This window comes from Nocardia fusca NBRC 14340, assembly GCF_001618425.1.
GTDB classification, from domain to species: domain Bacteria; phylum Actinomycetota; class Actinomycetes; order Mycobacteriales; family Mycobacteriaceae; genus Nocardia; species Nocardia fusca.
Map to the genome: position 1 here is coordinate 35,652 of NZ_BDCU01000013.1, position 13,074 is coordinate 48,725.

The following is a 13,074-nucleotide window of genomic DNA, read 5'->3' on the forward strand; positions in this document are numbered from 1 at the left end:
CACCGGAGAACCCCCACGTGCGCGAAGTACTCCTGCTCTGCTGGCGTGATACCGGTCATCCACAGGGCGGCGGTAGCGAACGGTACCTGGAACAGGTCGGCGCGCACCTCGCCGCCCGCGGGGTGAAGGTGACGCTGCGCACCGCCCGCTATCGGGGTGCGCCGAAGCGAGAGCGGATCGACGGTATCGAGATCAGCCGGGGTGGGGGCCGGTTCTCGGTGTATCCGCGCGCGCTGGCCGCCATCGCGCTGGGTCGGTGGGGTATCGGCCCGCTGCGCGGCATCCGCCCCGAGGCCGTGATCGACACGCAGAACGGCATCCCTTTCTTCGCCCGGCTGGTCTCGGGTGTGCCCTCGGTGGTGCTGGTCCATCACGGGCACCGCGAGCAGTGGCCGGTGGCCGGTGCGATCGTCGGCCGGATCGGCTGGTGGATCGAATCGGTGCTCTCGCCCCGGGTGCACCGCGCCGACCAGTACCTCACCGTCTCCTTGCCCTCGGCCGAGGAACTGGCGACGCTCGGTGTCGACCGATCCCGGATCGCGGTGGTCCGCAACGGGGCGGAACCGGTCCCCGCGCACGTGCCGACGGGCAGCGCGGTCGTCCGTTCGCCCGAACCCCGCGTAGTGGTGCTGTCGCGGCTCGTCCCGCACAAGCAGATCGAGGACGCACTCACCGCTGTCGCCCGGTTGCGGTCCCGGATCCCCGAGGTGCGGCTGGACGTGATCGGCGGCGGCTGGTGGGCGGACAAACTGCGGGATCAGGCCGCTGCCCTCGGTATCGCCGACGCGGTGACCTTTCACGGCCACGTCGACGAGGGCCGTAAACACGAGTTGCTCTCCCGCGCCTGGGTGCACGTCCTGCCCTCCCGTAAAGAGGGCTGGGGGCTGGCGGTCATCGAGGCAGCCCAGCACGGCGTGCCCACCGTCGGTTACCGGTCGTCGCGTGGTCTCACCGATTCCATCGTCGACGGCGTGACCGGGGTCCTGGCCGACGACGCCGATCAGCTGGCCGCCACGGTCGGCGAACTACTGGACGACGCGGCCGCGCGCACGATCATGGGCGAGAAGGCCCGGGCCCGGGCGCGCGAGTTCTCCTGGGAGCACACCGCCTCGGGGGTCCACCGCGTATTGGCAGCCGCCGCGGCGGGGCAGCGCGTCAGCGGACTGATCTCACCAGGGGAGGATGTCGCTGTCCAGCCGCGTGCCGAACTCCCGGCCGGCGCCTGAGGGTAGGCGCCCCGGCGCCCACGATCGGCGTCCCACCGGTCTCCACCGGTACGGCATCGGCGTACGCCGGCCCGGGCGCCGTCCCTGCACCGGCGCAACCGGCGTCTATCGAGCCCCGCGAGGCGCCTTCGTGGCGGCTCCTCCGGCTGCGCCGCCTCCGACGATCACAAAGCGATAGCCGTTTGGGCAATCGTTGCCGGCCATGCCGAGCTGTACCCGCGTCCGGTGGCGATTCCCGGCCTGCCGCATTTCGGCCTCGGGCGTAGGAGTCCGTTCGGTTTCCACGCTTCGGCGCTCACGCGGGTGTCCCCACCGGCGCTACGGCACCGGCGCGCGGACCTCAGCTCCTGACTCTGCGTACCACGAACCCGGAGACCTGGACGGCGAGCGGTGCCACCAGCAGCAGGGCCCACAGGATGTGCGCGGCCACCACCGGCGATCGGTGTTCGGGCGCGGGCCGCGGCCGGACGTCCGGGACCCGGTACAAGGCCAGTTCGCCGGTGCTGTGGACCGGTGCCAACTGCGCCAGCGTCGCCGCGGAGTTCCCGAGCGGGCCGGGGGTGTCCCGTTCGACGAGCACCCAGCCGACGCCGAGCTGTGCCAGTTCGTCCGCCGGCCCGCCGTCGAGGAGCAGGTTCTCCACGGTCTGCGCCCGGGTGCCCTCGCCGGTCACCGTCGCGCCGCGGACGGGTAATGCCCCGGTCTGCAGGACGTCGCGGGGCAGCAGCCGCGGTGCCGGGTCCAGTACCGGAGCCGATCCGGTGTAGGGGAAGCGGCGGAACATGCCGCCCGGCAGTACGGCGATATCACCGGGCCCGTCGACGCGCTCGGCGATTTCGTGCCAGGAGGCCGGATACTCGATCGTCCGCAGCTGCCCGCCGACCCCCCAGCCGAGATCGATCAGCGGCAGGGCCAGTACCCCGATGAACAGCGCGGCCAGACCCGGCGACCAGCGGGCGGGGTCACGGTGGTCATCGGCGGAGTCCGGCTGCTCGTCGTCCGGGGTGTCCGCCTTCGCGCTGCTACGCCTGAAGCCCAGGCAGGCGGCGGCCGCACACAGCGCGTAGCCGGGAGCGGCCAGCGCCACGTACTTCTGAGTGTCGCGCAGCAGTCCGGCGCCGGGTACTTCGACGACCAGCCATTCCATCACCGTGAGCCCTGCGGGGGTGGCCGCCAGCGCCGGGAGCAGTACGGCCGCGACGGCCAGGGCCAGCAGGATCCGGCGGGTCCGGGTGCGCTCGAGGTCCGCGTCGGCCGCCGCAACCCGCCGGAACCCGAGCAGGACCACCGCGAGCAGCAGGATCGTCGCGACGGCGGCCAGCGGAGTCGTCCGCGATACCGGTACCGCCTCGGCGTTCCAGATACCGCCCAGTCCGGCGAGGCTGCCCACCGTGGCGAGCCAGGGTTCCGCGCGGGCGGCGAAAGCGGTGACGCCCGCGGGGTCGGAGGGTTCGGCCGCGACCCCGGAGACGGCGGTGGCCACCAGCCACGGGGCGCAGGCCAGGAGCGCGAGAGCTGTCACCCCGGGCGCGCGGCGCCATCCGGCCACGGTCACCGCGACCACGGTGGCGAGCAGGGCGCCGGTGGGGGTCAGGCCCGCGGCCGCGAGGCAGCCCGCCAGTACCGACCGGTCCCGGAATTCATCGAATCGGGGCCGTCCGGCGGCGGTGCGCAACCGTCGTGCGGCCAGGGCCGTCCAGGGCAGCGCGGCGTAGCCGGTGAGCAGGCTCCAGTGTCCCTGGAGGAGCCGCTCGGCGATATAGGGGTTCCAGACGACGAGGGTGGTCGCCACCAGCTGCGCGGCGAGCGGAGCGCCGAGTAACTCCCGGACGAGCACCGCGGCGCCGTACCCGGCGGCCCAGAGCGCGGCCAGCAGGACGACCTTCACCAGCAACCCGCCGTCGATCAGCGGAGACAGCGCGGCGAGCAGGGCATCCTGGGGTACGGCCCGCGGTGCCGCGTCGCCCAGACCCAGCGCGGCGTCGGTGGGATAGGAGCGCGGCGTGCTCACGGCGTCGCGCAGCAGCAGGTAGCCGGGGCGCAGCAGGGGCGCGGTGATCAGCAGGGTGAGCAGCAGGCTGTAACCGGCCGGGAGCAGACGCGTCCACCGGCCTGTTCGTTGCGCACTCACGGCCAGTCACCCTACGTTCGCCGACCGCGGCGGGGCGGACCGGTATGGACGCCGGGGCGGGTGGGACACTTGCGCACGTGCAGTCCGTTCGCCGTCTCCCCGCTGTGGCGGACATGACCCTGGTGACCGCGGGGGCGATGACCGCGAATATCGCGAGCTATCTGCTGCAGCTGCTGGCCGGACGCTGGCTCGGCGTGGCCGGATACAGCGAGTTCGCCAGCCTGCTCGCCGTGCAGCTGCTGTGCGCGGTACCCGCGCTGGCCCTGCAGAACGTGGTGGCACGCGAGCTGGTGCACGGTGCCGATATCGCCGCGCTGCGCGCGCTGCGCCGGCGGTGCGCGCTGCTGGTGGCCGTGGCGGTCGTGGTGTTGGTACCGGTGGTGAGTGCGTTGCTGGAGGTCGGTATCGCGGCGTCGGCGGCAGCACTGGGTTCGGCGCCCGCGCTGGTGGTGCTGGCCGGGGACCAGGGGGTGCTGCAAGGGTCGCGCCGGTTCCGTGGTCTGGCGGTGGTGCTCGGTGTCACCGGTATCGCCAAGGTGGTTCCGGCGCTGGTGGTGCTCGCCTGCGGCGGCGGCGCGACCCCGGCGCTGTGGGCGGCCGCCGGTGGCATCGCCGCCGCCGCGGTATACGCCCGGGTGGTGGCGGGCAGCGGACGGCCGGTGGTTCCGGGAGGCGAATCGGCGGAAGGCTCCGCCGCGGCGTCCGTTGTGACGCCCGGTGTCGCGCGTGGGTTCGCCGGAGTGTTCGCGGTGCTGCAGGCCGCGCAGGTCCAGGCGGCGCTGATGGCGCTGTCTTCGGCCGATCTCATCGTGGTCCGCATAGTGCTGGACGAACCCGATGCCAGCCGCTACGCGCTGGGCACGATCGCCACCAAGGTCGCGTTCTGGTTACCGCAGGCGGTCGGGGTGGTGCTGTATCCGCGGATGGCGCAACCGGCCTCGTCCGGTTCGGCCGTGCGCTCGGCGCTCGCCGTTCTCTCCGGCATCGGGGTGGTCGCCGTGCTGGGCGCGGCGCTGGCCGCCCCGCTGGCGCCGATTTTCGCGGGCCGGGACTACGCCCCGATCGAGGGCCTGCTGTGGTTGTTCGCACTGCACGGGGCGATGCTGGCGGTACTCCAGGGGGCGTTGCTGTCGGCCATCGCGGTGCAGCGGACGGCGCTGGCGGGGATCGCGTGGGCGGGTCTGTTGGTGGAGGTGGTGCTCGTGCTCACTCTGGCGAGCAGTGTCACCGGACTGATCGCCACGGTCGCGTCCGTGGCCACCGTGACCACGACTCTCGTCGCGGTACTGGTCATCCGGACGGCGGCGGGTCGCCGGGTTCCGGCTCCCGCCTGATCCGGGGCAGCGCCGCCAGCCCGACCGCGACCACCGCGACCAGGGCCGGGAACTGGACCCACAGCGAATCACCCATATAACCGCCGGGCATCCGCCACGGGCCGGTGGACAGTGCAGCGGCCGAGACCGCCGTGCCCGCTCCGGCGACCGCGGCGAGGGCGCGGCGCGGCAGCCGGGGCACGAATCGCACGGCCGCCAGGCCCGCGACGGTGAGTACCGTGCCCGTCACTCCGGCGATCAGGGTCGCGGCGGCGATCAGGGCGAGCGCGGCCGGTATCCGCGGTGACCATACGCCCGGCGCCGCCACCACCGGCTCGGTGCGGGGGCGGCGCGGCACGGCGAGGGCGATGAGAGGGAGCAGCAGCAGGAGGCCGAGAAGCAGCGCGAGCCGGTACCAACTGTCGATCGGGAAGGAGACGGTCACCGGGCCGGTGGTATCGGCGGGCAGCAACCAGCCCTGCTGCCAGCCGTCGACCACGATCGGCTGCAGTTCGCGGCCGTCGGCGCTCTGGGCCGACCAGCCGGTATTGGTACTCAGTGGCAGGGTCAGCAGGCGGGTGCCGGTGCTCGGGGCGGGGGCGGCGGGCTGGGTGTTCACCAGGCGCAGCCGGTCGACGAAGAACAGTTCCGTGGGCGCGACCAGCAGGTCGACGTCCCCCACGGGCAGCGAGACCGGTTGTACGGCACCGGGCGCGGTGGCCGGGAACGCGGCCGCGTCCTGCGGCGCGTCGGGGCACACCTGAGCGGGAACCGGGTCGGCGGAACGTAGTTCGCCCACGGTGGCCGTGACGCTGGTGTGGACCAGGCGGCCGCCGACCGCGATGGTCGGCCCGGCGTCGCAACCGACGGTCACCGGCCGGTCCGCCGGGGCGGGCGGCGGATATTGCGGGCCCAGGACCCCGATTTCGGCGAGCCCGGGCGGTTGGGCCTGGTGATAGCCGAGCGCCGTCCGGTCCAGCACGGCTTCCCAGCTGCGGATGCTCAACTCGATCCGGTCGGTGACCTTGGGATGCAGATCGATCCGGGAGACCTCGTGGGGTTCCTCGATCTCCCGGACCTGCGGGCCGTCGCCCAGGTTCACCGTGACCGAGGTGGGCGCGGCGGGCAGGCCGCCCAGCGAAGGCGTCAATTCCAGGCCGGTCACCAGGGTCGGCTCCGGAAGTTCGATGGTCAGCGCGGGTTTGGGCCCCAGGGTGTCGCGGACCGTGTCCTCCGGCGCGGTCCAGCTGGTGCGGGGGTCGCCGTCGGTGGCGGCGAATGCGGAACCGCGCAGATCACCCACATCGGAGGCGCCGCGTGCCACGGGGCGCGCCGGGTCGGTCAGCAGTGCTTCCAGCGCGGGACCCTGCCGCGGGCGGACCATGAGCCGCGGTTCGACGGTGGCCGGTGCCGGAACGGAGAGCGTCCGGCCGAACGGGCCCAGTTCTTCGGGCGCCAGCGCCAGGCCCTTACCGCAGCGGACGCGATCGGGGCTGTCGAAACACGCGCTGCGCCCGGGGAATTCCTGGCCCAGATCCCACCCGGTGACCGTCGCGCCCGGAGGTGGCGGTGGGAGGACGGTCCGGTGCCGGATCTCGACCGGGACGCCGGCGTCACGCACGGTGTAGTCCTCCAGCCCCAGTTCGCTGATCCCGAACTGGCCGCCGGTAGTGCCGCGTTCGGTGCGGATGGCGGTGATCTTCACCCATTCGGTGGACCCCACCGGCAGCGCCACCGAAACCGGTTCGCCCGGTTCGCTGATCCGCGCCGAGACACTGCCGTTGTTGGTGCGCACCTCCACCCATTTCACCGGATCGCCGATGGCGGCGGGGGTGGTGGTGAACCGCAGCAGACCCGAGGTGAACGGTTTGTCGAGTTCGAGCCGGAGCCATTGACCCAGGGCGTATTCGCCCGCGTTGCTGATCCAGGCGGTCGCCGGGTCGCCGTCCACGGCGGCGGCGGTCGAGTTGCCGGGGGCGGCGCCGCCGATCTGCGTCGCGTCGGCCGCCGAACTCGACGCGGTGATGGTGGCCCCGGTCCAGCCGCCCTGCACCAGTTCGGCGCCCGGTACGTCGTAGTCGGGGGCCAGGTTGTGGGTGTGGCGTGCGTCGCCGGGGGCCCGCAGCGCGGAGTTGTGGTTGTCCACCCTGCCGAAATCGGTTTCCCGGTTCATCGGGGTATCGGTCACCGTCACCGGGCCCGCCGGCAGGCCCGCGGCCGCGGCGTCGGCGGCCAGCAGGGTGGGTTCGTGCGAGGTCGCGGGGTCGCGATGCAGTCTTTCCAGCACCTCCGGCCCGCCCTGGACCACCGGTACCGATTCGAGCGGCACGGTGTAGGCGCCGGGGAACCGTTCCGGTGCGCCGGTTCCGCCGCGCACCTCGGCGGGGGTGCCGGGCGCCGGGGCGTCGACCCGATAGATCTCCACCGCGGGGTAGTCGGGCCGCAGATCCGCGTCGACCACGAAATCGTCGCGGCCGGAATCGTTTTCCACCGGCTTCCCGAATTCGGCGACCTTGTGTAGCCCCGGCGACCCCTCCACCGCGTTGTGCGCCAGCAGCGGGCGGGTGGAGCGGGAGGTGTCCGGATCGAGATCGTTGCGCAGGACCAGTACCCCGATGCCCTGCCCGCGCAGTGCGGCGGCCAGACCGTCGGAGGGCCGGCCGTCGGCGATCAACCGCTGTATCGAATCCATCGCCCGGATGGTGCCGGGCGGGTTCAACGGGACCGCGTCCCGTACCGCCCACGGGGTCTGCGCCAGCGCCTGGAGGGGTTCGTCCCGGGTCAGGCCCCACACCTGGCTGCCGAAGGGGGCGCCGGGGACCACCAGGGCCCGGGTGTCGGCGGCGTTCGCACGTAACCAGTCCGCGGTCTGCTGCCAGTAGGGCGGGACCGCGTCGTAGGCGCCGCGCGGCGCGAGCTTCCCGGTCCAGGCCAGGGAACTGGACAGCGCGAGTGCCGCGAGGATCAGCATGGCGACCGCGACCCGGCGGTCGCGGTGCGGGTTGGCGAACGCCGCCCGCCACACCTGCGGCCGGACCGAGGCCGGCAGCGGTACCCGGGCCAGCAATTGGGCGATGCCCAGCACCAGCGGCAGCCGGATGAGCGGTTCGAGTTTGTGCACATTGCGCAGCGGTGCGCCACCGGAGTCGAGGAAGACGCGGATGGGTTCGGCGAACGGTCCGCCCAACTGCCCCACATAACCCGCGCAGATACCGGTCAGCCCGACGCACAGGATCAGCACCAGCCGCCCGCGGGCCGGCATGGACCGCAGCGCCAGCCCGGCCATCCCGGCCGCGGCGATCAGCCCGGTGGCCAGCACCGCGGCGGGCTGGGTGACCAGGACCGCGCCCGCGATTCGTTCCGGAGAGACGAACGGTGTCCAGCTGTCGGTGCCGCGCAGGACCTCACCCAGTGATGCCCACTGGGTGGTGACCCCGGAGGATTCGATGTAGTCGAGGAACGGCGGGCTCACCCGGCCCAGCAACAGCAGCGGTACCGCCCACCAGGCCACTGCCAGGACGAGCAGCGGCACCCAGCTCAGCGTGAACCGCCACCATGCGCGGTTGGGCCGGAAACTGGCCCACCACAGCAGCGCGGGCAGGAAGGCGGCCAGGGTGGCGACCGCGTTCACCGCTCCCATCAGCGCCAGCGCCATCGCGCTGCCCGCCGGGGACCGCGCGCCGCCGCGCCGATGCCTGCGGTAGGCGGTGCCCAGCGCGGCGGGCGCGAGCAGGACCCACGGCGCCAGCATCATGGGCAGGGTTTCCGAGGAGATCGAGCCGACGGTGGTCAGCACCCGGGGGGACAGGGCGTAGGCGGCGGCCGCGACCACCCGTGATCCGCGGCTGCCGATCCCGAGGGTTTCGCAGAGTTTGACCACGCCCCAGAAACCCGCGAGCAGCAGCAGCGCCCACCAGATCCGCTGGGTGACCCAGGCGGGCAGATGCAGCACATCACCGAGCGCGAAGAACGCGCCGTGCGGGAAGAAGTATCCGTAGGCCTGGTTCTGGACCTGGCCCATCGGCGCCTGGCTGCTCCACAGGTGGGCGGCACGGGCGAGGAAACCGAGTGGATTCTCGGCGAGATCGTATTTGGTGTCGGCGGCGGTGAGGCCCGGGGCCTGCAGGAAGGTCAGCAGGAAAGCGGAGAACGCGGTGCCGAGGAACCAGCGGCGGCCCAGTTCATCGGTGGGCGCCGCGTCGAGGGTGGAGCGGGGGGCCGCGTCGGCAGGTTCGACGGGATCGGACTGGACGGGCACCGTGGGTCAGACGTTTGCCGTCCCCGCCGACAGGCTCCGGCGGGGACGGGACGAGATCGGGCCGGGTCTCAGCGCTTGCCGTATTCGACGCTGTTCAGCAGCGAGCTGTCCGCGTTACCGCTGCGGTCGACTTCCGGCCGGCTGTCCTGCTGCAGCGCGGCGGTGATGGCGAAGACCGCGATGGCGCCCAGCAGGGCGCCGCCGACCGCACTTGCAACACCGGGGACAGCAAACTTCATCGCAGCACTCCAAACTCGAAGCAGGCAGACATCTGGGCCAACCTAGCAGGACCTGCCGGGTACGGGTAGGCACCGTCGGGCGTTTCACCCTAACGGTTGCCGCCGGCCGGGCCCGATCGCGGTCCGCGCCGGCCCACGGCAGCCCTGCCTCCGGACGCCCCGACTCACTCGTTGTCCGGTGGTACGGCGCAGTCGAGGGCGCCGAGCAGGGTGCGCAGTTTGGCGGTGGTCTCGGCCAGTTCGGCCGCGGGTTCGGAGGCCGCGACGATGCCGCCGCCGGCGTGGGCGCGCAACTCGCGGCCGCCCGCGGCCAGTTCCGCGCTGCGGATGGCGACCACCCAGGTCCCGTCGCCGTCGGCGGTGCACCAGCCGACCGCGCCGCCGTAGAATCCGCGGTCCTCTTCGTGGGTGGTGAGGTATTCGAGCGCGTCGGCGGTCGGGGTACCGCAGACCGCCGGGGTCGGGTGCAGCAGCAGGGCCAGTTCGAGGGCGCTGGGCGCCGGCGCCCGCAGCACGCCGTGGATCGGCGTCCCGAGATGCCATACATCGTGGGTGGCGACCAGTCGCGGCCGCTCCGGCACCGACAGGCCGATACATACGGGGGACAGTCGTTCGGTGATCCAGTCGACGACGAACGCGTGTTCGGCGTGGTTTTTCGCGCTCGTCGTCAGCCGATCGGCCTGCGCGGAATCGGCCACCTGGTGCGGGAGCCGGGGCAGGGTGCCGGCCAGCGGGTACAGCTCGATGGCCGTGCCCCGGCGATGGACCAGTAGTTCCGGGCTCGCGCCGATCAGCGTCGCGCCGGTACGGCCGGCGGGGGTGAGATCGACCGCGAAGACATTCGCCCGCGGGTTCCGCGTCAGCAGATACGCGGCGAGCAGCTCGGGGTCCAGTACGGCCGCCGCGGTGGCGCGTACGGAGCGGGCGGCCACCACTTTGCGCAGGCGAGGGGCGGGTTCGGTCAGCAGTTCCACCAATCGCGCGACCCGCGCGCGGTGCTCGGCCGGGCTCGGCGTCTGCTCCACGACCTCTACCCGCGGCAGCTCCGGGAGCGCGGCCGGGCGCCATGGACCCGCGGTGTGCAGGAGTTCGCCGGGCTCTACCAGCGCGGCCGGGTGTCGCGGATCGAACGGTAGCGCCCCGGCGATCGCCGCGGCGGTGCCCTCGCGGAGGGCGGACGCGGCCTGCCATGGATCGCGGTGCACCGTGCGCACACCGGTGCCGCGCACCACGCCGTCGGGGCGTGCCAGCAGGAACCCGGTCATGACCCGACCGTAAGCCACGCCCGCGGCGCCCCTATTTCGCGGCGTGGTCGTCGTGCCCGGTTTTCCGCGCGCCGGCCGGTTGCACCGGGGGAACCAGGAAAACGGGGCGGTGGCAGTGCTTGAGCACGGCGTCGGCCACGCTGCTGTGCACCAGCGCGCGCAACCCGGTCGCCCCCCGGGTACCCGCGACGATGATGTCGACGTCGAGTTCGTCGGCGACCTCCACGACCGCCTGCCAGGCACTGGCGGCGTATTCCTGGAGGCGCGCCTCGGCGTTCAGCCCCGCGAGCGCGGCCAGGTGCACGCCTTCGGCGTTGATATCGCGGGCGGTGGTGTAGGCGATGTCCTCGAGTTCCTCGTCGGGCACCCATTCCGGTTGGACCATCCCGGAGATACCCGAGATCCGGGCGGCCTGGCGCACCATCGGCTCCCAGGCGGTGAGGACCACCGCGCGGTCGGCGGCCAGGAACCGTCCGGCGTATTCGATCGCGCGTTTGGCGTGTTCGGAACCGTCGTAGGCGATGAGCATCAGATCGCAGGGCATCGCAGCTCCTCCGGGGTGTACTCCTGACGGTGTTACCAGATTACCTCTGTCCGGAAGCCGATCCGAAGTGTCGCGGCCGGGCCGCGCGGGCTACCGTCGAACGATGCGGAAGATACCGTTGGTCCTGCTCGCGGTGCTCGCCGCGCTCCTCACCGGTTGTTCCGGCACCGAGAGCGGCGGCTCCGGTACCGGTACCACCGCGACCCCGGGCGCCGGTACGAGCCCCGAGGCCGCGACCGGTGACGCGGCCGGCCCGACCACTACCGAAGGCGACTGCTCCGCCCGCTACCTGGCGCAGTTCAGCACGCGGGAGAAGCTCGCGCAGCTGCTCACCGTCGGGGTGACCGGTACCGACGACGCGCTCGCCGTGGTACGCGACCATCAGGTCGGCGGGATCTTCGTCGGCAGCTGGACCGATCAGTCGATGCTCACCGACGGCGGGCTCGCGCAGGTGACGGCCGCGGCGAAAACGCCGCTCATGGTGACCACCGACGAGGAGGGCGGCCGGGTGTCGCGTCTCGGGAATCTCATCGGGACCGCGCCCTCGGCCCGGGTCACCGCACAGACCATGACGCCCGACGAGTTCTACACCGCGACCCTGGACCGGGCGCGGGCCATGCAGGACCTGGGGATCACGGTAGATTTCGCCCCCGATATCGATGTGAGCTCCCAGCCCGACGATTCGGTGATCGGTGACCGCTCGTTCTCCGACGACCCGGCCGTGGTCACCGAATACGCCGACGCCTACATCCGGGCCATGCACGAGGTCGGTCTCGGGACGGTGCTCAAGCATTTCCCGGGCCACGGTTCCAGTACCGGCGATTCCCATCTCGGCGCCGTGCAGGTGCCGCCGCTGTCGGATCTGAGCACCAGCGACCTGGTGCCGTTCCGTGAGCTGATCGATACGGGTTCGGCGGTGATGGTCGGTCATCTCGACGTTCCCGGGCTGACCACCCCGGGCGTCCCGGCCAGTATCAGCCCGGAGGTGATGGCGCTGCTGCGCGAGGGTTCCGGCTATGGGGCGGCACCCTTCGACGGCGTGATCTTCACCGACGATCTCAGCGGTATGGCCGCGATCACCGAACGGCTGTCCATCGAGCAGGCGGTGGAGGCCGCGCTCGTGGCGGGCGCGGACAATGCGCTCTGGATCAGTACCGATGCCGTGGGCCAGGTGCTCGATCAGCTGGAGCAGGCGGTGGCGGCCGGCCGGTTGCCGATGGAGCGGGTGGACGCCTCGGTGCTGCGGATGGCCGACTACAAGCGGGTCCCCCGCACCTGCTGACGGTCCGGGCCGGGCCACGGGTCCGGCGCCGGGATGACGGGCCGGGGGTTTCCGGCCGCCTACCGGAAGAACACCGGCGCGCGGGTATCGCGGCCGGTGGTTTCGGTCCTGGGGAACTTACTTTGGAGTAATATAATGGGCTCACTGCGGTAGGAGACGTGATGGCGGGCGGTACGAAAAGGCTTCCGAGAGCGGTGCGCGAGCAGCAGATGCTCGATGCCGCGGTCGAGGTCTTCTCGCGCAAGGGCTTCCACGAAACCTCCATGGACGCCATCGCCGCCGAAGCCGAGATCTCCAAGCCGATGCTGTATCTCTACTACGGCTCCAAGGACGAACTGTTCCGCGCCTGTATCCAGCGGGAGGGCCTGCGTTTCCTCGAATCGGTCGCACCCGCCGGCAACCCGCTGCTCAGCCCGCACGAACAATTGCGCACCGCGCTGGAGGGTTTCCTCGGTTTCGTCGATGCCCACCGCAACTCCTGGCAGGTCCTCTATCGCCAGGCGCTCGGGCAGCAGGCCTTCGCCTCGGAGATCGAGAACGCCCGGGAGCGGGTCATCGAGCTGACCGCCAAGCTGCTGGAGTCCAGCGCCAAACACGCCGAACCCGGGACCAACTTCGATATCGTCGCCGTCGCGGTGATCGGCGCGGGGGAGGCCATCGCCGATTCCGTCGCGGCCGGCCGTATCGAGGTGGCCGAGGCCGTGGATCTGCTCGACGCGCTGGCCTGGCGCGGTCTGGCCGGCCGCAAACCCGGCGCGGCGGACACCGCGGAAACGGACAAGTTGCCCGAATAGTTCGTATCGCCCGCTCAGTGGC

At 72.1% G+C, this 13,074-nt stretch carries 9 protein-coding genes; 4 read left to right on the forward strand and 5 right to left on the reverse strand.

What is annotated here, in order from left to right; translation table 11 throughout:
• Positions 1-17: 17 nt before the first annotated feature.
• Positions 18-1,226 (forward strand): glycosyltransferase family 4 protein, encoded by a 1,209-nt coding sequence (locus NF4_RS04475; protein WP_063126024.1) that lies wholly within the window; start codon positions 18-20, stop codon positions 1,224-1,226.
• Between the two features lie 340 nt (positions 1,227-1,566).
• Here the strand turns inward: NF4_RS04475 and NF4_RS04480 are convergent, their stop codons facing one another.
• A complete protein-coding gene (locus NF4_RS04480; RefSeq protein WP_198165212.1) occupies positions 1,567-3,357 on the reverse strand; it encodes an MmpA family trehalose lipid delivery protein in 1,791 nt (596 codons plus the stop codon).
• A 137-nt stretch (positions 3,358-3,494) separates the two neighbouring features.
• Between NF4_RS04480 and NF4_RS04485 the strand changes: the two genes are divergently transcribed.
• Positions 3,495-4,691, forward strand: coding sequence for a polysaccharide biosynthesis protein (locus NF4_RS04485; RefSeq protein ID WP_439956731.1), 1,197 nt, complete (start codon positions 3,495-3,497; stop codon positions 4,689-4,691).
• On the opposite strand, the gene NF4_RS04490 is transcribed toward NF4_RS04485, so the two are convergent.
• From NF4_RS04490 to NF4_RS04500, 4 genes are all read right to left on the reverse strand, one after another.
• Complete coding sequence (locus NF4_RS04490) at positions 4,648-8,928, reverse strand: alpha-(1->3)-arabinofuranosyltransferase (RefSeq protein ID WP_439956729.1); 4,281 nt, start codon at positions 8,926-8,928, stop codon at positions 4,648-4,650. The genes NF4_RS04485 and NF4_RS04490 overlap by 44 nt on opposite strands.
• A 68-nt stretch (positions 8,929-8,996) precedes the next feature.
• On the reverse strand, positions 8,997-9,167 hold the full coding sequence (locus NF4_RS36260; protein WP_081877246.1) for a DUF2613 domain-containing protein: 171 nt from the start codon (positions 9,165-9,167) through the stop codon (positions 8,997-8,999).
• A 164-nt stretch (positions 9,168-9,331) separates the two neighbouring features.
• Complete coding sequence (locus tag NF4_RS04495) at positions 9,332-10,432, reverse strand: isochorismate synthase (RefSeq protein ID WP_063126026.1); 1,101 nt, start codon at positions 10,430-10,432, stop codon at positions 9,332-9,334.
• Between the two features lie 31 nt (positions 10,433-10,463).
• Positions 10,464-10,976 carry a universal stress protein gene (locus tag NF4_RS04500; RefSeq protein ID WP_063126027.1) on the reverse strand — a complete coding sequence of 171 codons (513 nt, stop codon included), beginning with the start codon at positions 10,974-10,976 and terminating at the stop codon, positions 10,464-10,466.
• Positions 10,977-11,079: 103 nt separating this feature from the next.
• Between NF4_RS04500 and NF4_RS04505 the strand changes: the two genes are divergently transcribed.
• Together NF4_RS04505 and NF4_RS04510 are read left to right on the forward strand one after the other, a co-directional pair.
• The gene (locus tag NF4_RS04505; RefSeq protein WP_063126028.1) at positions 11,080-12,258 is read left to right on the forward strand and encodes a glycoside hydrolase family 3 N-terminal domain-containing protein; all 1,179 of its coding nucleotides are present in this window, start codon (positions 11,080-11,082) and stop codon (positions 12,256-12,258) included.
• A 161-nt stretch (positions 12,259-12,419) separates the two neighbouring features.
• Entirely contained in the window at positions 12,420-13,052 is a 633-nt protein-coding gene (locus tag NF4_RS04510; RefSeq protein WP_063126029.1) for a TetR/AcrR family transcriptional regulator, read from the forward strand.
• The last annotated feature ends 22 nt before the right edge of the window (positions 13,053-13,074 follow it).